The 17,764-nt window shown below is 33.0% G+C and carries 16 protein-coding genes; 10 read left to right on the top strand and 6 right to left on the bottom strand.

Features of this window, described 5'->3' with window-relative positions; translation table 11 throughout:
• Window positions 1-43 precede the first annotated feature (43 nt).
• Together HM984_RS16260 and HM984_RS16265 are read right to left on the bottom strand one after the other, a co-directional pair.
• A complete protein-coding gene (locus HM984_RS16260; protein WP_179349934.1) occupies window positions 44-925 on the bottom strand; it encodes an NAD kinase in 882 nt (293 codons plus the stop codon).
• Complete coding sequence (locus HM984_RS16265) at window positions 925-1,581, bottom strand: CBS domain-containing protein (RefSeq protein ID WP_115812100.1); 657 nt, start codon at window positions 1,579-1,581, stop codon at window positions 925-927. Before HM984_RS16265 ends, HM984_RS16260 begins: the two co-directional genes overlap by 1 nt.
• 89 nt (window positions 1,582-1,670) lie before the next feature.
• On the opposite strand from HM984_RS16265, the gene HM984_RS16270 reads away from it, so the two are divergent.
• From HM984_RS16270 to clpX, 7 genes are all read left to right on the top strand, one after another.
• Window positions 1,671-2,384 carry a pyridoxine 5'-phosphate synthase gene (locus HM984_RS16270; RefSeq protein WP_115812098.1) on the top strand — a complete coding sequence of 238 codons (714 nt, stop codon included), beginning with the start codon at window positions 1,671-1,673 and terminating at the stop codon, window positions 2,382-2,384.
• Window positions 2,385-2,418: 34 nt separating this feature from the next.
• Complete coding sequence (locus HM984_RS16275) at window positions 2,419-3,180, top strand: alpha/beta fold hydrolase (protein ID WP_179349935.1); 762 nt, start codon at window positions 2,419-2,421, stop codon at window positions 3,178-3,180.
• A 25-nt stretch (window positions 3,181-3,205) separates the two neighbouring features.
• Window positions 3,206-4,297: a toxin-antitoxin system YwqK family antitoxin gene (locus HM984_RS16280; protein ID WP_179349936.1), complete on the top strand. Its 1,092-nt coding sequence runs from the start codon at window positions 3,206-3,208 to the stop codon at window positions 4,295-4,297.
• A gap of 12 nt (window positions 4,298-4,309) precedes the next feature.
• Entirely contained in the window at window positions 4,310-4,657 is a 348-nt protein-coding gene (locus HM984_RS16285) for a phage holin family protein (protein WP_179349937.1), read from the top strand.
• 82 nt (window positions 4,658-4,739) lie between these two features.
• Window positions 4,740-6,062: a trigger factor gene (gene tig, locus HM984_RS16290; protein ID WP_179349938.1), complete on the top strand. Its 1,323-nt coding sequence runs from the start codon at window positions 4,740-4,742 to the stop codon at window positions 6,060-6,062.
• A gap of 211 nt (window positions 6,063-6,273) precedes the next feature.
• Window positions 6,274-6,948, top strand: a complete 675-nt coding sequence (locus HM984_RS16295; RefSeq protein ID WP_115812088.1) for a ClpP family protease — start codon at window positions 6,274-6,276, stop codon at window positions 6,946-6,948.
• 74 nt (window positions 6,949-7,022) lie between these two features.
• The gene (gene clpX, locus HM984_RS16300) at window positions 7,023-8,252 is read left to right on the top strand and encodes an ATP-dependent Clp protease ATP-binding subunit ClpX (protein WP_115812086.1); all 1,230 of its coding nucleotides are present in this window, start codon (window positions 7,023-7,025) and stop codon (window positions 8,250-8,252) included.
• Between the two features lie 324 nt (window positions 8,253-8,576).
• Here the strand turns inward: clpX and HM984_RS16305 are convergent, their stop codons facing one another.
• A complete protein-coding gene (locus HM984_RS16305; RefSeq protein ID WP_179349939.1) occupies window positions 8,577-10,094 on the bottom strand; it encodes a GH3 auxin-responsive promoter family protein in 1,518 nt (505 codons plus the stop codon).
• 52 nt (window positions 10,095-10,146) lie between these two features.
• Here HM984_RS16305 and HM984_RS16310 point away from each other — a divergent pair, with 52 nt between their 5' ends.
• Entirely contained in the window at window positions 10,147-10,938 is a 792-nt protein-coding gene (locus tag HM984_RS16310) for a DUF2797 domain-containing protein (protein ID WP_179349944.1), read from the top strand.
• 86 nt (window positions 10,939-11,024) lie between these two features.
• Here the strand turns inward: HM984_RS16310 and HM984_RS16315 are convergent, their stop codons facing one another.
• Window positions 11,025-11,759 (bottom strand): LytR/AlgR family response regulator transcription factor, encoded by a 735-nt coding sequence (locus HM984_RS16315; protein ID WP_179349940.1) that lies wholly within the window; start codon window positions 11,757-11,759, stop codon window positions 11,025-11,027.
• A 74-nt stretch (window positions 11,760-11,833) separates the two neighbouring features.
• On the bottom strand, window positions 11,834-13,996 hold the full coding sequence (locus HM984_RS16320; RefSeq protein ID WP_179349941.1) for a tetratricopeptide repeat-containing sensor histidine kinase: 2,163 nt from the start codon (window positions 13,994-13,996) through the stop codon (window positions 11,834-11,836).
• 213 nt (window positions 13,997-14,209) lie between these two features.
• On the opposite strand from HM984_RS16320, the gene HM984_RS16325 reads away from it, so the two are divergent.
• Both HM984_RS16325 and HM984_RS16330 read left to right on the top strand, forming a co-directional pair.
• Window positions 14,210-15,238 (top strand): SIMPL domain-containing protein, encoded by a 1,029-nt coding sequence (locus HM984_RS16325; RefSeq protein WP_179349942.1) that lies wholly within the window; start codon window positions 14,210-14,212, stop codon window positions 15,236-15,238.
• Window positions 15,239-15,416: 178 nt separating this feature from the next.
• Window positions 15,417-16,583: a vWA domain-containing protein gene (locus HM984_RS16330; RefSeq protein WP_179349943.1), complete on the top strand. Its 1,167-nt coding sequence runs from the start codon at window positions 15,417-15,419 to the stop codon at window positions 16,581-16,583.
• A gap of 70 nt (window positions 16,584-16,653) precedes the next feature.
• On the opposite strand, the gene HM984_RS16335 is transcribed toward HM984_RS16330, so the two are convergent.
• Window positions 16,654-17,667, bottom strand: coding sequence for a PorP/SprF family type IX secretion system membrane protein (locus HM984_RS16335; protein ID WP_115812072.1), 1,014 nt, complete (start codon window positions 17,665-17,667; stop codon window positions 16,654-16,656).
• Between the last annotated feature and the right edge of the window lie 97 nt (window positions 17,668-17,764).

Below are 17,764 nucleotides of genomic sequence, written 5' to 3' on the forward strand. Positions count from 1 at the left end.
ACAGATAAACAGTTTTTGAAAGTAATTATTGTATAAACTTGGTTTAGTTACGACGATCTTCTCCCCAAAGTAATTTTTTTCTAAGCGTAGCAAGAAAAGTTTCATCTAATAATTCTACCATTTTTATAACAAAATCCGCCTTTTTCACGGTAACCGTAGTCGTATTAGAAAGTGTTACAATCCTAGAGTCTAACGACATTAAAAATTGATCTTCCCTACCATTAACTCTAAGTGTTACTGTTGTGTTATCTGGAAGAATTAACGGTCGCGCACTTAAATTATGTGGAGCTATTGGAGTCAATGCAAAATTCTTAGCATCTGGCGCAATTACTGGTCCACCACAACTTAAAGAATACCCCGTAGACCCTGTAGGTGTTGACAAGATAAGACCATCTGCCCAATATGATGTTAAGAACTCATCGTTGAGATGCGTTTCTATTGTTATCATGGACGTGGTATTTTTTCGACTTATAGCGATTTCATTTAGTGCGAAATGCGTATTTACAATATCTTGATGTTTTGGATCTGTTGAAACACTTAACAATGAACGTTCTGAAATTTTATAATCTCCATTAAAAATTTCTGTTAATGCGGTTTGTATATCATCGATTTGTATGGTTGCTAAAAAACCTAAGCGCCCTGTATTGATCCCAACGACTGGTATACCTAAATCACCCACGTATGTAATAGCTCTTAAAATAGTACCATCACCACCAACGCTAATTAATAAATCAAAAGTTGTATCTAACTCACTAAACGTCGTTATTTCAGTATTATCTTTTACAATCGCTTTTTGAGTATCCAAAAACTCGCGTTCTATAAACACTTGGGCTTGCTTTTCTATTAAAACATCTATTAGTTTTTCAACCGCTATTTGTGTAGTCTCTTTGGTATAATTCTGACCGTAAATTGCTACCTTCTTCATTACATGTTTAGGTATTTATCGAGATATTGCGAGCGTTCCTTTAGCGTTTCGAGATAAGAATCGTCTTCATGCCCAGAAACAATATTATAACTGTAGCGTCTAAACGATTGAATAATTTCATTAAGACTAGTATTACTTATTTTTAAAGTTACTCTTGCTAAATCACCTTCCATTTTAGAAACAAAAGCACCTAGAAGTTTAGAGTCGTTAGATTCTACAATCTGGCTGATTTCACTAAATGAATAATCGTTAATACCTTTTTCCACAATTAGAATACCACCTGGTTCAGCGAAAAAGGGTGTTTCATTAAACAAATGTATAATGTCATTTAACTCGTAATAACCAATGTATTTATTGTTTTGATCTAATATAGGCATTATATTAGAGTCGTTTTGAGCAAATGCTTCTAACACATCTAACCAAATCGTGGTAGGTCTCACAAAAAAACCTTCAATAGCGTAGTTGCAATCCCCAATAGTTTTAGCCCCCTCAAAACAATGAGCGTCAGTTTCAGAAATGCACCCCATATAAACCCCATCATTTTCAATAGGAATATGAGAGTACGTTAACTGATTAAAGAGTAATTTTAAATCACCTACTTTATCAGTTATACCTAGCGGTTTAATATCATTTATTATATAGTCTTGAAGCTCCATTAACCTGTATAAATATGTTGCAAATTAATCAAAAATAACCACAAAATACGTCTCCTACTTTGTATTTTTGTGATTCAAAACCTATTACAATGACAAAGTTAAGTGTTAATATAAATAAGATTGCCACGCTGAGAAATAGTCGCGGAGGCGATGTTCCTAATGTAGTACAGTTTGCTAAAGACGTACAGCGTTTTGGTGCTGAGGGCGTTACTATTCACCCAAGACCAGACGAAAGGCATATTCGTTACCAAGATGCTTACGATTTAAAGCCAGAAGTTTACACCGAATATAATATAGAAGGCAATCCTATTCCGAAGTTTGTGGATATGGTTTTAAAAATTAAACCGACACAAGTTACTTTAGTACCCGATTCAGTTGATGCGATTACATCCAATGCAGGTTGGGACACTTTAAAACATAAAGATTTTTTAGTTGAAGTGATTAAAGAATTTAAAGCAAACGGCATCAGAACATCCATATTTGTTGATCCAGACTTACACCAAATAGAAGGCGCTAAAGCTACAGGGACAGACCGTATAGAATTATACACAGAAGCATTTGCGCATCAATATAGTTTAGGGAATGAAAATGCCATAAAACCCTATATGGAATGTGCAGGTCTTGCCAACACATTGCAACTTGGTATTAATGCTGGTCATGATTTATCTTTAGACAACATCGCATTCTTTAAAGAAAACATTACAGGTTTATTAGAAGTATCTATAGGCCATGCATTAATTGCTGAAAGTCTATATATGGGAGTTGAAAATGTTATTGGGATGTATCTTGATAAGCTAAAATAATAATTAACTTAAGGACACTTAGAAAAAACAGAGTATGACATTATATTCAAATATCATAGGAGAAGGCAAACCATTTATTATCCTTCATGGCTTTTTAGGCATGGGAGACAATTGGAAAACTTTAGCTAAAAAATTCTCAGAGTCTAATTTTGAAATGCATCTCGTAGACCAACGTAATCATGGTCGTAGTTTTCATTCGGACGATTTTGATTACGAATTAATGGCAGAAGACTTAAAACAGTATTGTGATGATAATAATTTAAATGACATTGTTTTACTAGGTCATTCTATGGGTGGAAAAACGGCCATGCTCTTTGCCACCAAATACCCAGAACTAGTCCGTAAATTAATCATAGCAGATATTTCACCGCGTTATTACCCTGTGCATCATGATGCTATTTTAGAAGGCTTAAGTAGTTTAGATTTTTCTAAAATTAAAAGCCGTGGAGAAGCAAATGATGCGCTAAGCAACTATGTTCATGAAGACGGAACACGACTATTTTTACTCAAAAATTTATATTGGGTAGAAAAAGGACAACTTGGCTTACGCATGAATTTAGACATTTTAAAAGAAAATGTTTCTGAAGTTGGAGAAGCACTTCCTACACACGCAACCTTTCAAAAAGACACTTTATTTTTACGTGGTGACCGTTCAGAATACATAGGAGATGCAGACGAAGCGATTATTCATAGACATTTTTTAAATTCTGAAATTATTACTATTTCTAATGCAGGACATTGGTTACATGCCGAAAATCCAAAAGATTTTTATGAGGCTGTGATGAATTTTATTTAAAAAATCAGTTACAAACACTCTCATTATGAAATCCTTTTTTTTAATTATTATAATTTTATTTGTCACTCACTTTTCATTTGCTCAAAGTCCACCAGATGGGCCATATAAAAATTATTATAATTCAGGTGAACTTAAAGTAGAAGGTCAGTTTAAAAACGGAAAACCTGATGGCAATTGGAAAAATTACCATGAAAATGGTCAAGTTTCTACATTATACAGTTACGAGAAAGGAAAACGCAATATGGTTTTTCGTTCTTTTTATGAAGACGGAACCTTACAAAGTAAAACTGAAGAAATTAATGGCGAATATTTAGGATCTGGATTTTATAAAAACGGAAATTTAAAATATGAGCGACAATTAAAAGGAGGCTATTTTAAAACCTATCTAGAAAATGGATCACTAGAAATTGAAGCCAATTATGAAGGCAATGAATTATCAGGTGAGTGGAAACGTTATTATGAAAATGAAACATTAGAATGGCTGGTAGAATATAAAAATGGTTCCAAAGATGGTATTTATAAGCATTTTTACGAAAATGGTGAATTAAAACTAGAAGGTGAATTAAAAAACGACAAGAAAGAAGGTCAGGAAAAACGCTATTTACCGAATAATATTCTAGAATGGAAAGGTGATTACAATAAAGATCGCTTACATAACACTTGGATAAAATTTGATGCTAACGGCAAAAAGGTCGAGAAAATTAAATACTATTATGGTTCGGCTACCAAACCAAATAACACTACAAACTTAGAAAGCACAAAAGTACCAGATGGTATACTCGAAAGAGTTGCCATTTATCCAGGTTGCGAGTCACATAAAAGTAATAACGCACTAAAAAAATGCACAAATCAAAAGGTAAATAAGATAATTCTAGAGAACTTTGACACCAGCTTAGCAAACAACATTGGTTTAACCGGAAAGCAAAGAATTTTTATTAAATTTGAAGTAGACATATATGGCTACGTAAGCATTGTAAGTATTAAAGCACCACATCATGCTCTTAGAATTGAAACAGAAAGAGTAATGGGAAAGCTACCAAGATTTAAACCAGCAATGCAGTTTGGTAAAGTAGTAAAAATGCCATTTTCAATTCCAATTGTTTTTGTTGTAAACTAAAAATAAAACATTATGAATCTCATATTAAGACTTTTACTAAACGCCTTAGCCGTTTTTATTTTGGCAAACATACTCAATGGTGTCACTGTAGATGGTTATATTGGCGCTATTATCGTTGCCATTGTACTCGCCATTCTTAATTTATTAGTAAAGCCCATTCTAGTAATCCTAACACTACCAGCAACTATTGTTACCTTAGGACTTTTTCTTTTAGTCATCAATGCACTAATCATATTACTTGCAGACAAACTTATAGACGGATTTGGAGTCTCTAGTTTTTGGACAGCTTTACTTTTTAGTGTGCTTTTATCTATTTTACAATCACTATTACAATCGTTCTTAAAAGACGATAAAAAGTAGCTTAACTTCAAACCTTTAAAACTATTGTTGGGTTGCGAAAAATATCGTATTTTTGCAGCCCAATTTTCATATAATTTATACAATGAATATTACAAGAGAAAACATCGATGCATTAAATGCAGTTGTAAAAGTTGATATCGCTAAAGAAGATTATAGCGACAAAGTAGAGAAAATCTTAGTAGATTACCGTAAATCTGCGAACATTCCTGGTTTTAGAAAAGGCCACGTACCAATGGGAATGGTTAAGAAACAATACGGTAAAGCTGTATTAGTAGATGAAGTAAACAAATTACTACAAGACGCTCTTGGCAAGTATTTAGTTGAAGAAAAGTTAGATGTTTTAGGTAATCCGTTGCCAAAAGCACAAGACGATTTAGATTGGGATGCTGAAGCATTTACTTTTGAATTTGAATTAGGTTTAGCACCAGAATTCAATGTAGATTTAAAAAGCAAAAAAGCAATAACACACTATAGTATTGTGGCTGATGACAAAATGATCAACGATCAGATTGAGCATATCCAGAAGCAATATGGTAAAATCGTTTCTGAAACTGAAGTGACTGAAGCTTCTGAAATTACAGGAACCTTCACTAACGAAGAAAAAGAAATTGATAATTCTACAATGTTAACTTTAGATAAATTGAAAGGAAAAGCAAATCCTAAGAAATTTATCGGAGCTAAAGTTGGTGATGTAATTACGTTAAAAACTAAAGGTTTATTTAACGACGATCACGATTTAATGACGTTCTTAAAAGTATCTCACGATGATGCTCATGGTTTAGATACTGAAGTGAATTTTACAATCACTGAAATTAATGGACGTGAATTAGCTGATTTAGATCAAGAGTTATTTGATAAGTTATTTGGAAAAGGTATTGTAACCTCTGTAACTGAATTAAAAGCGAAAATTAAAGAAGATTCAGAAAAGCAATTCACACAACAAGGTGACCAAAAATTATTAAACGACGTTACTGAAAACTTAGTTGAAAACACAAAATTCGATTTACCAGCAACATTCTTACAAAAATGGATGCAAACTGCAGGTGAAGAAGAAATGACTGAAGAGCAAGCTAAAGAAGAATATGAAAAGTCTGAAAAAAGCATGCGTTACCAACTTATTGAAGGTAAATTAATCACAGAACACAAGCTTCAAGTTCAGTTTGAAGAATTAAAAGCGTATTCTATGGAAATGATTAAAGGACAAATGGCTCAATTTGGCCAAATGAATCCTTCAGATAAAGAATTAGAAGACATAGCGGCTCGTATTTTAGGAAATCAAGACGAAGTAAAACGTATGTCTGAACAATTAATGAGTCAGAAATTATTAAACTTATATAAGACAGAAGCTAATATTAAGACCAAAGACATCACTTACGATGATTTTGTAAAAGAATTCTATAGCTAGTTTTAAAAATATTAAGGCTAAGCCTTAAAACCTTAAAATGTGGTTAACGTTAAAACGGTAACCTAAAAATTATTAGTATCTTTAAGGCGTAAAATGTAACAATTTTACGCTTTTTTTTGGAATATATTTTTTACAAAAAACAGATATCACAGTGAGCACCATAGTAGTGCTTTACTGAAATAAAACATTAATTAAAAGAATTAAAATTCATATGGATTACGGAAAAGAATTTGAAAAATTTGCAATAAAAGACCAAGGTATAAATAGCAACTACTACTCTAAGATTATTGAGAGTATGTACCCTTCTAACATGACGCCTAATATTATTGAAGAACGCCAGATGAATATCGCCGTTTTTGATGTATTCTCGCGTTTAATGATGGATCGTATTATATTCTTAGGCACAGGAGTTAATGACCAAGTGGCAAATATTATACAAGCACAATTATTGTTTTTACAAAGTACGGATTCTAACAAAGATATTCAGATTTACATTAATTCACCAGGAGGTTCTGTATATGCTGGATTAGGTATTTATGATACGATGCAATTCGTTAAGCCAGACGTTGCTACGATTTGTACAGGTATTGCAGCATCTATGGCAGCAGTATTATTGTGTGCTGGTGCAGAAGGAAAGCGTTCTGCCTTAACACATTCTCGTGTTATGATTCACCAAGTAAGTAGTGGAACTCAAGGTCAGTTAAGTGATATGCAAATTGCTTTAAAGGAAACGATTAGAGTTAAAGAAGAGTTATATGCTGTTATTGCTAAACATACTGGTAAAACAATAGAGCAAGTTGAAAAAGATTCTGATAGAGATTATTGGATGCGTTCTCAAGAAGCTCTAGACTACGGAATGATTGACGAAGTATTAACGAGAAAGTAATCTCAATAACTTTCGACTTATAATAAAAAACTAAAATGAGATTTCTGCTTTTGCAGGGATTAAAAAAATTGAAGATGGCAAAGGAAGAATTAGAATGTTCATTTTGTGGTAGGAAAAAGCCAGAAACAAGCTTGCTTATTGCAGGTTTAGATGCACATATTTGTGACCGTTGTATTGAGCAAGCACATGGTATTGTAATAGAAGAGTCTAAACAATCTGGCAATTCAGAATTAAGCTCAGAATTGATACTTAAAAAGCCCAAAGAAATCAAAGGCTTTTTAGACGAGTATATTATAGGGCAAGAAAACACTAAACGTGTCATGTCTGTTGCAGTTTACAACCACTACAAGCGTTTATTACAGCCAGCATCTGACGATGATATTGAGATACAAAAAAGTAATATTATTATGGTTGGGCAAACAGGTACAGGAAAAACATTAATGGCTAAGACCATTTCTAAAATGTTGAATGTCCCTTTGGCAATTGTTGATGCTACTGTACTTACAGAAGCAGGTTATGTAGGTGAAGATGTAGAAAGCATATTAACACGCTTATTACAAGCTGCAGACTACAATCTTGAAAAAGCAGAACGTGGTATTGTTTTTATTGATGAAATCGATAAGATTGCACGTAAAAGCGATAATCCATCTATAACGAGAGATGTTTCTGGAGAAGGAGTACAACAAGCCTTATTAAAACTTTTAGAAGGCACTGTGGTTAATGTACCGCCAAAAGGAGGTCGTAAACATCCAGACCAAAAGTTTATAGAAGTTAATACTGAAAATATTTTATTTATTGCAGGTGGAGCTTTTGATGGTATTGAACGTGCCATTTCTAAACGTTTAAACATGCAAGCTATGGGTTATAGCGCCATGAAAACTGATACTATAGATAAGGATAACATCTTACAATATATTATTCCTAAAGATTTAAAAGATTTTGGATTAATACCAGAAATCATAGGGCGTTTACCTGTATTAACATACATGGATCCTTTAGATGCTAAAACCTTAAGAGCAATCTTAACAGAACCTAAAAATGCCATCATTAAACAATACAAAAAATTGTTTGAGATGGATGACGTTACGTTTACAATTACAGATGGTGCTTTAGATTATATCGTTGAAAAAGCTATTGAGTACAAGCTTGGTGCTCGTGGTTTAAGATCGCTTTGTGAAGAGATTTTAACAGAAGCTATGTTTGAGCTACCGAGCTCGGATGAAACGAAATTAAACGTTACAAAAGCTTTTGCTGAGGATCGTTTAAACAAATCCACAATTAAAAAATTGAAAGCCGTTTCATAAGCTTCAATTTTACATCATAAAAAAAGCCACAATTTCAATATTAGAAATTGTGGTTTTTTCGTTTAGTTAGGGATTGATTAATTAAATATTGCACGCAATACTTTATATATATGAGGGATATAAATTAATGATAACACATTTATTATCGGCTAATATATAGGCATAAATTAAAGTAGGGCGAATTTGATTTTTTTATTAGACAAAACTTATAAGATTGTCGATATCGTGAACTTAAATGTTTTTATTTACGATAAAGTGTATCGTAAATGAAAGCAAACATACTAGAGCTATTGCTTAGTCTAATCCTTAGACTATGGACATCCTTTATCGGTAATTAAGCTGCAACAACTCTTCAAGATAAATTCTACTATTAGATAAACGTGGCACTTTATGCTGACCACCTAGCCTATCATTCTCTTTAAACCAATCGTAAAACAAATTAGGTCTTGCACTGTGAATTTTTGGTTTGTTGAGCGTCATATTGTTAAGACGTTTGGCTTCGTAATCTGAGTTTAGAGCTTTTAAAGAATTATCAAACAATTCTTCAAAATGAAACATATTATCAGGAGCTCTTTTAAATTCTATGATCCATTCGTGCGCTCCTTTTTCTTTCCCTTCCATAAACACCGGAGCAGCTGTGTAATCCACAATTTCTGCTGAAGTATGCTCACAAACTTTTCGTAATGCTTCCTCTGCATTTTCTATAATTAACTCTTCACCAAACGCATTAATATGATGTTTGGTTCTCCCAGAAACTTTAATTCTATGTGGACTTAAACTTACAAAACGAATGGTATCTCCAATTTTGTATCTCCATAACCCAGCATTCGTGGTAATAATAACCGCATAGTTGGTGTTCAGTTTAACATCACTTAGAGGAATCACAGTTTGCTCTTCAGTACCATAGGACGTCATGGGAATAAATTCATAAAAAATCCCATAATCTAACATCAACAATAAATCACTAGAACTATTCTGATCTTGAATAGCAAAAAAGCCTTCAGAGGCATTATATATTTCGTAATATCTAAACTTATCAGATGGTAAAATAGCCTTGTATTGTTCTACGTAAGGATTGAAATTTACTCCACCATGAAAGTAAACTTCTAGATTAGGCCATATATCAAAAAGGTTATCTTTTCCTGTTTTCTCTAAAACATTATTAAGTAAAACTAACATCCAAGACGGTACACCTGCTAAACTTGTTACATTTTCCTCTACCGTTTCCTCAACAATAGCCTGCATCTTATGTTCCCAATCGCTCATTAGAGAGACTCTATTGCTTGGCGTACTACTAAACTCTGCCCAGAACGGCATATTATCAATAAGGATGGCGCTTAAATCACCGAATACTGTGCCATTCTCCTTATACAATTCTTTACTTCCACCTAAGCGTAAACTTTTACCAGTAAACAATTGCGCATCTTCATTATTATTCAAATACATACACAACAAATCTTTACTTGCTGCATAATGGCAATCTTCAAGGGATTCGAAACTTACAGGAATAAATTTACTTTTAGCATTGGTTGTTCCGCTAGATTTGGCAAACCATTTTATAGGTCTTGGCCAAAAAATATTCTGCTCACCATTACGCGAACGTTCAATTAATGGTTGAAAATCTTCATAGTTTACAATAGGAATTCGAGCATTGAACTCTCTATACGTTTTTATAGAATCGAAATCATATTGTCTACCAATCTCAGTGTCCTTTGCCATTTTTAACAAACTAAAAAGTAACTCGTTCTGTACTTCGTTAGGGTATTTTAGAAACAATTCAATTTGATGGAATCGTTTTTTCAAAAACCAAGACGCAATGGAATTTACAATAGGAATTGGCATGGATTGGCTATCTTTACGCTATTAATTAATGCTAAAAATACTAAATTTCTTTATGCTTTATACAGGAGTCCTCATTAAAATGCAAACCGAGTTTTTAGAACCTATTCAGTACTATCTTGTCTTTGAGAATGACTTTATTCATGTGAATCAATTATTAAACAAAACCATTGATATAAAACTGATTGGACACCAATGTTTGAGCTGCGGATTAAATAAACCTATTTACCGACAAGGTTTTTGTAAAACCTGTTTTTTTGACAAACCTTTTGCTGGTGATTGGATTATGCGACCAGAATTAAGCACCGCACATTTAGGGAAAGAAGATAGAGACATAGATTACGAAACAAAAGTGCAATTACAACCTCATATTGTGTATTTAGCCAATTCGAGCAACGTAAAAGTTGGAGTGACCAGAAAAAGCCAAGTACCAACACGTTGGATTGATCAAGGCGCTCATGAAGCGGTTGAAATCGTTGAAGTCCCAAACCGTTATTTAGCAGGAATTACAGAAGTTGCTTTAAAAGATTATGTGGCCGACAAGACCAATTGGCGAACCATGTTGAAAAATGACATAAAGGATGAAGATTTATTAGAATGGAAACAAAAATTAAAAGCCTACATTCCTGAGGAAGCTCTACCATATTTTATTGAAGACAACACAGAAACCCATATAAAATTCCCTGTAGAGCAGTATCCTGAAAAACTAAAAAGTCTCAATTTAAGTAAAACTCCCCACTACTCAGGAAAATTAGTTGGCATTAAAGGACAGTATTTGATTTTTGAAGATAATACCGTTTTTAATGTGAGATCTAATGAAGGTTCGGTTGTAGAATTGACGGTTTAAAAACACGGTCAGTTTGAGCGCAATCGAAAACCTTAAAAACCTGATTATAATTGGATTCATGAGATCCCTTTTTTCAAAGGGATTGGTTACTTAAAATAAGACAATAAATCAGATTTTTTAGAGGCCGAAACCAAAATTTCTTTTCCGTTACTTAGCACTACACTTCCTCCTTTGCCTTTAACGTATTTTACTATTTCATTTACATTAACTAAGTAACTTTTGTGCACTCTTGCAAAATTGGCATCTTTAAGACTTTCTTCAATATATTTTAAAGTTTTACTGACGAGTTTCTTCTTGTTATTATTTAGATATATTTCGGTGTAATTATCATCAGCCTTGCAGTACATTATGTCTGCTGTTTCTATAACTTCGAAGCCATCTTGCTGTGGAATAGTAATTTTACCACTCACAGAATTCGTTTTTGGCACTAAAACCTGATCTTGAAGTGCATCTTCTTTCGTTCTAATTTCTGTAACATAATCTACAGCCTTAATCAACTCATCAATAGAAATGGGTTTCATTAAATAATAAGAGGCATGTGCATTTAGAGCCTCTATTGCATAATGATTATAAGCCGTCACAAATATAGTTTCAAAATTAATATCGCCAACTTTGTCTAATAAATCGAAGGCATTTCCATAAGGCATTTCCACATCTAAAAACACCACATCTAGATCATTATTCCGAATTAAAACTAAGGCTTCTTCAACATTAGCAGCTTCTCCTAAAATTGAAATATTTGGACAATACTTCGTTAGATAATTCCGAAGTATTAATCTGCTATTTTCTTCATCTTCTACTATTATGGCGTTTAGTTTCATAGTCTATATTTTGAAGTGAGAAGCTCAAAGCTCGAAGTTACTCCCAACTTCCAACTTCAGGCTTCAACCTTTATTTAGTCTTTTTTAAGTGTCACGATTACTTTTGTTCCTGCATCTTCCAATTCTTGAAAATCAGCTATCGCAACATCAACTTTATCTTTATACATTTCATTCAAAATGGCAACCCGTTTTTTAATGTTATTCATTCCCTTTGAATTCTGCTTTTTCTGATGATCAGTTTTTAAAGCTTTAGAACGCGTCCTTCCAATACCATCATCTGAAATGGTAATCGTTATTTCAGCTGCGGATTTTGGTTGAATATGAATATGCAAATGGCCTTTTTCTTTTTTATATCGTAGTCCATGCCATACCGCATTTTCAATATACGGCTGTAATAACATTGGTGGAATCTGAAACTCTTCGACATCAATAGTGTCATCGACATCAATAGCATAATCAAACTTATCTTGAAACCTAAAATGTTCGAGCTTGGTGTATAAATTCAATAACTCTATTTCTTTTTTAAGTGGAATAAAATCTTCTTCACTATTTTCTAAAACCGCACGCATCAATTGCGAAAAATCAGATAAATATTTGTTTGCTGTTCGTTCATCATTAGTCGCGATAAATGTATTTACCGAGTTTAATGCATTAAAAATAAAATGCGGATTCATTTGGCTTCGCAACGATTTTAAGGCCAATAAATTATTTGCTAAACGCTGTTGCTTAATATATTTAAACATTAAATAACCGGTAATTAAAAGTAATACCAAACCCCCAATTAATGAATAAATTATAAACTGTTGGCTTTTATTTCGCTCTTGAGTTAATTCATAAGTACTTTTAGATAAAGCCCGATCACTTTCTAAAGATGTTATTCTATTTTGCTGCTCTGCAATGTTGCGGCTAAAGAGAGCTGCTTGAGAAATTTCTTGCTCTTTCTTGGCATAAAGTTCATCAACTATGTTTTCATAATTCTTAATCATAGCCAGGCCTTCCTTGGTGTCTCCTTTTCTAAACAGTGCTTCAGATAATTTTCTAGTCGCATCTTTTTCCACAACGAGATCCTCCTTTTCTCCAGCTTCTTTTCTACTCTTCTCTAAATACGGAATGGCATCATCATTTTTATTCTGTAAAATAAGTGCATTACCAATTTTATAATTTTGTTTTTGAGACGTTAAAGGGCTGTCGTTAGATATAATTGAATCTCTTTCGATATCTTTAATTCCCTCAATAGCTTGTTTTCTTAAAACAATCTCGCCTTCGTAATCTGCATTTAAATTATTAAACTCAGCGACCTTAACCTGTTCTTCAACCGCTCGTTTTTTATTTTCATTTTCGGCTAAATTCAAGGAATTACTAAAGTAACTCTTGGCCTTATTTGTACTCCCTTGAGCACTATAAACCTGTGCTATTTTAGAATTTAAGTCCGTAACTTTTGGAGCTATGAGATGCTTTTGGGCCACTTTTAAACCATCTTCATAAGCTTTTACGGCCTTGGTAAAATCTTTCAGCTTTACATAAGCATCGCCAATCCCTTCATACCATACGGTTTTCTCATAATTAGATAAGTTTTTTTCATCTAACAGTTTATATGAAGACAGACTCGTTTCAAAATCACCATTATTAAGATATCCTTTAGATAATTTAAGTTTTACAGAAGCTGTTTCTAAATTTTGAAGACTAATCTTATAGGCCGAAATCGCCAAATCAAACTGTTTCCAATGCATATAGATATCACCCAATAAACCATAAGCTTCGGCATTCTGTACATTACTAGTGTTGACATTTAAAGCATCACCAATAAATTTCACACTTTTCTCTGCATCTTTTTTAAGATAAACATCTGCAGAATCTATCATCTGGTTAAAACGCTTAAAATCTCCTTTATCTCTACCACGCGAATCCGATTGTGTGGCATCTTCTACTTTAATATTAATACGTTCATCAGACTTTATAACATAATAAATGGTTTCAAAATCAGGATGTTTAATAATAAGCTCATCTCCTATTTTAGCTTTTATATCAAATGAGCCATCAAAACTAGTAGTAACATATCTCCCGCCATTAACTAATATCTCTACATTTTTATATGGCTTATTTGTTTCCTTTTCAGATACGGAACCTCTTATGGTAAATAGAGTATTTTCATCTGCACTATTTCTATTTTGCCCCAAAGCTGTAAAACCTATGAAACAAAAGAGTAGCAGTATATAATATGTTTTAGAAATTTTCACTTAACTTTTAATTAGTTGGACTAAACTACATACTTTATTTGGTTTCAAAAAATGCGGTATACGAAATCCTCCTCCTTTTAAGGCTTCAAATGCCAGGTCTACTAAAATTACAGAAGGCTTCACTCACTCGAAATAACAATTTACTCATTGTGGTTTTTAATCCCTGTTTTATCGGCAGAGCTTTACACCATAACTCAAAAAACAATGATCACTATGAAAACAATCAATTCAATTCTACTATTATTTTTAATAAGTTTTACGCATCTATCGGCACAACACCGAGGAAATTATAATGAAATCACCCAAGATATTTCTAGACAAAATATCCTCAGTTCTGGAAATGCGCAAATCTATAACCCAACAGCAAAAAAGCAAATTAACCAAACACTTCATCCTAGTAATATATTGACCGTTGATGTTAAAGCGCTTCAAAATGTCAATGCTACGACGTACACCGCCATATTTAATGTCTCTCAAATGGGGCCATCCGCTGAAATGACAAATCAACTGATGAAAGAACGTATAGACCAAATTAAAAATCGCTTAAATACGAAAGGTATTACTCAAAAAGATATCGCTATTGATGTAATTTCTTTTATTCCTATTTATGAAGTTGAAGTCACTAAGAAATTATTCAGCAAAACGTATACGGAAGTTCCTAAGGGATTTGAATTGCAACAAAATATTCATATTCAATTTACAAAAACCAATCAGTTTGAAGCTATTTTAGAAGCTTGTGCACAAAGTGAAGTTTACAACTTAGTTAAGGTTGATTATTATATTGAAGACATTCAAGACGTTTACAAAAATCTTCAAGATCAATTATTAAAACTGATTGAAGAGAAAAAAGCATACTATACTGTTTTAGGTTTTAACATGTCTGATTATAACGTGGCTATTGCAGATGACAAATATTGTTATTTCCCAAAGGATTTCTACCAAAGCTACCAAGCTTATAATAGTACTTCAGTTGAAGCTTTAGATAAAAACAAGGGAGTAACAACAGTAAAAAAGCAGACGTCTTATTATTACCAACCTTTAACCTACGAGAATTACGATGTGGTTATTAATCCTTCGATTCTAGAACCTGTGGTTCAAATCGGAATGAATATAAAACTAGCTTTTACACCTAAACCAAAAGAGAAAACACCTGCACCAATTATAGAGACAAAAATAGATCATAAATACTATGTGATTTCTCCAAACGGCACCATTGATGTTAAAGAATTAAATACTAAATAAAAAAGAATCTAGACCGCTGCGCTGTTAGAACCTAGAATCAAGGCTTCAATTTGTGAAGCGAATATCATACAGGTAACTATGGTTCTTTAAATGATTTTACGATAGGAGTATATTTTTAAGGAGAATTAGATACTCAATCGTACAAAATAAATTCAAAAAATCAGAAAAAATAAAACATATGAAAACTCAATTTAAAACCTTAATCCTTGCGGTGAGCTTAGCATCACTTACGGCTTGCAATGCAAATTCGAAAAACAGAACTCAAGATTTAGCCATCTCCGAAATAGTGATTAAAACAACTTCAAAAGATAAAAACCCAGAAATTAAAGTCGCGTTGCTACTAGACACCAGTAATAGTATGGATGGTTTAATAGACCAAGCCAAAGCACAACTTTGGAAAATTGTAAATGAACTGTCTTATGCCAAATGTGAAGAACAAAGTCCTAATCTAAAAATTGCACTTTATGAATACGGAAATGATAATCTTAACGCAGATGAAGGTTATTTAAGACAAGTCATTGCGTTTAGTGATGATTTGGATGAAATTTCAAAATCCCTATTTTCACTGACCACTAATGGAGGCAATGAATACTGCGGAAAAGTAATTAACACGGCTTTAAGCCAATTAGAATGGGGAGATAACAAAGAGGATTTAAAACTTATTTTCATCGCAGGAAACGAACCTTACACACAAGGAAACGTCAGTTACAAAGACGCCTCTAAATTAGCACATCAAAACGATGTGACTGTGAATACTATTTTTTGTGGTGACTACAATCAAGGTATTTCAACAAAATGGAAAGATGGTGCCGATTTAACCCATGGAAATTATATGGCTATCAATCATAACGAAGCAACCGTACAAGTGGCATCTCCTTACGATGACAAAATTTTAGAGTTAAATGAAAAATTGAATACAACTTATGTGGCTTATGGAAGTACAGGCAGAGCTAAAATGGAAATGCAGGCAGAACAAGACTCTAATGCTAGAAGTTATAATAAAGCAAATGCGGTAAGCAGAACCGTGAGTAAAAGCTCTCGTTTATATAAAAACAGTTCTTGGGATTTGATAGATGCTGAAAAAGAAGATGGGTTCTCTTATGATGAAATTAAAGACAGTGAATTACCCAAAGAATTACAGGGAAAATCTAAATCTGAAATTAAAATTTATGTTGAAGAAAAAGCTAAAACACGTAAAAAACTTCAAGATGAAATAGCAACACTAAACTTAAATCGACGAGATTTTATTGCGAAGCAGACTAAAGATTTTAGCAATGGATTAGAAAGTGCGATGATTAAAGCATTGAAGTCACTAGCTGAACAGAAAAATTATAAATGGGAATAATAAGGTGTTAGCATAAAAAAAGAGGCTCAATAAAAATTGAGCCTCTTTTTTTTATAAAGCATAATTATCCTTAATTTACCGCAGGACAGTTACACTCATATTTCTCTCTTCTACAGTTAAAGTTGAAACCAAGTGTTAATTGGTGAAATCCACCGGTATTAAAATTCACAGTATTTGCTTGGTATGAATACGTATATGCAAACACAAAATTATTATAATCTACTCCTAAAAACGGAGTGATGTATTGTGATTTTTGAGTACTCACACCAGATCCATCTTGAAATTCTGCACCATCTAAACTACGTCTGTAAGATAATCCACCCCAAACTTTACCAAAGTCCATTTCCTTATAAACTTTAGCATTTATATCAATTGAAGATTCTGCTGTTGCATCTCTGTACATGTACATAATAGAAGGTTCGTAACTCCATTCGCTTCCATACTGACTAAACGTATAACCAGAAGACAATAAATAAGTTCTTAAGTTTTTAAATTCAAACTCCCCATTTTGGTTATAGTTTACACCGTCATTATCTAAAATATTCTTAGCTGTGAAATGCGTATAAAAATCTACGAAATGGTAAGAAAACCCAACGTCAATATTAAAATTTGTAGCACTTTGTTCAATTCCGGCAACCGCTGCATCAAATTCACCTGGAGCTAACCAACTTGTTTCATCTAATTTATACTGTAAAAAACCAGCACTCAAACCAAACGACAACATATTTAAATCAATCTCATTTCTTGAAAACATTAAGTGATAAGCAAATGTTGCATATCCACCCACTGTAGAATGATATCCATTAGAGTCATTAAAAAGAACACCTCCAATAGCAACAGGTGAATCACCTATTCGTCCATTCATACTTAAAGTTTGTAAGCTAGGAGCATCATCAACACCAAACCATTGTTGTCTTGCTGTCAATCTCACCTTTGCACAATTTGCAACACCCGCCATAGAAGGGTGAATTAGGTAATAATTATCTGTTAAATAATCAGAATAAATAGGAATACCTTCTTGGGCAAAGCTAAAATTCGCCATAAAAGCTATAAATGCTACTAAACAATACTTTTTTAATTTCATAATTTTTTATCGTTTCAAGGTAAAATGGGCTTTAAATTCTTTACGTACTCCGTCGCTTGGTTCGTCGTACTCTACTGTAAACCAGTAGTCACTTGTT

Source organism: Winogradskyella pacifica (genome assembly GCF_013403915.1).
GTDB lineage: Bacteria > Bacteroidota > Bacteroidia > Flavobacteriales > Flavobacteriaceae > Winogradskyella > Winogradskyella pacifica.

Bases quoted from the DNA above. Each gene is read 5' to 3' on its own strand.
- HM984_RS16305 (WP_179349939.1), bottom strand. From the start codon at position 10,094: ATGCCAATTCCTATTGTAAATTCCATTGCGTCTTGGTTTTTGAAAAAA.
- HM984_RS16325 (WP_179349942.1), top strand. From the start codon at position 14,210: ATGAAAACAATCAATTCAATTCTACTATTATTTTTAATAAGTTTTACG.
- HM984_RS16280 (WP_179349936.1), top strand. From the start codon at position 3,206: ATGAAATCCTTTTTTTTAATTATTATAATTTTATTTGTCACTCACTTT.
- tig (WP_179349938.1), top strand. From the start codon at position 4,740: ATGAATATTACAAGAGAAAACATCGATGCATTAAATGCAGTTGTAAAA.
- HM984_RS16260 (WP_179349934.1), bottom strand. From the start codon at position 925: ATGAAGAAGGTAGCAATTTACGGTCAGAATTATACCAAAGAGACTACA.
- clpX (WP_115812086.1), top strand. From the start codon at position 7,023: ATGGCAAAGGAAGAATTAGAATGTTCATTTTGTGGTAGGAAAAAGCCA.
- HM984_RS16265 (WP_115812100.1), bottom strand. From the start codon at position 1,581: ATGGAGCTTCAAGACTATATAATAAATGATATTAAACCGCTAGGTATA.
- HM984_RS16270 (WP_115812098.1), top strand. From the start codon at position 1,671: ATGACAAAGTTAAGTGTTAATATAAATAAGATTGCCACGCTGAGAAAT.
- HM984_RS16275 (WP_179349935.1), top strand. From the start codon at position 2,419: ATGACATTATATTCAAATATCATAGGAGAAGGCAAACCATTTATTATC.
- HM984_RS16285 (WP_179349937.1), top strand. From the start codon at position 4,310: ATGAATCTCATATTAAGACTTTTACTAAACGCCTTAGCCGTTTTTATT.
- HM984_RS16335 (WP_115812072.1), bottom strand. From the start codon at position 17,667: ATGAAATTAAAAAAGTATTGTTTAGTAGCATTTATAGCTTTTATGGCG.
- HM984_RS16310 (WP_179349944.1), top strand. From the start codon at position 10,147: ATGCTTTATACAGGAGTCCTCATTAAAATGCAAACCGAGTTTTTAGAA.
- HM984_RS16315 (WP_179349940.1), bottom strand. From the start codon at position 11,759: ATGAAACTAAACGCCATAATAGTAGAAGATGAAGAAAATAGCAGATTA.
- HM984_RS16330 (WP_179349943.1), top strand. From the start codon at position 15,417: ATGAAAACTCAATTTAAAACCTTAATCCTTGCGGTGAGCTTAGCATCA.
- HM984_RS16295 (WP_115812088.1), top strand. From the start codon at position 6,274: ATGGATTACGGAAAAGAATTTGAAAAATTTGCAATAAAAGACCAAGGT.